The following is a 509-nucleotide window of genomic DNA, read 5'->3' as shown; positions in this document are numbered from 1 at the left end:
GCCGTCGGCTCGCCCGCGGGCGTCTCTCGCACCTATAACAGCAACTTTATCACTCGCACGGGGCGAAATTCGCATAAGACTACTCCGTTAGGAGGTCCAACAGTGACTGAAGCCAACACACAACCGGAGGTGAACATCGGTCTCGTCGGTCACGTCGACCACGGGAAGACGACGCTGGTACAGGCGTTGTCCGGCTCGTGGACCGACCAGCACAGCGAGGAGATGAAACGCGGTATCTCGATCCGGCTGGGGTACGCGGACGCGACGTTCCGACGCTGCCCCGGTGTCGACGAGCCCGAGTGTTACACCGTCGACGAGGAGTGCGACGACGGCTCCGAGAGCGAGCCGATACGGACGGTGTCGTTCGTCGACGCGCCGGGTCACGAGACGCTGATGGCGACGATGCTCTCGGGCGCCTCGATCATGGACGGGGCGGTCCTGGTCGTGAGCGCGACGGAGGACGTCCCGCAGGCCCAGACGGAAGAGCACCTGATGGCGCTCGATCTCAT

Annotated in this window: 1 protein-coding gene; it reads left to right on the top strand. The window is 64.2% G+C overall.

The window, feature by feature from the left end:
• Positions 1-102 precede the first annotated feature (102 nt).
• Positions 103-509, top strand: a 407-nt coding sequence (locus D3D02_RS19005; protein WP_199723209.1) for a GTP-binding protein, incomplete at its 3' end; no start/stop codon positions are given.

It is taken from the genome of Halobellus sp. Atlit-38R (genome assembly GCF_003665925.1).
Taxonomy (GTDB): Archaea; Halobacteriota; Halobacteria; order Halobacteriales; family Haloferacaceae; genus Haloquadratum; species Haloquadratum inordinatus.
The sequence above is the reverse complement of the archived record's forward strand: the minus strand, read 5'-3'. Positions and strand labels throughout refer to the sequence as shown.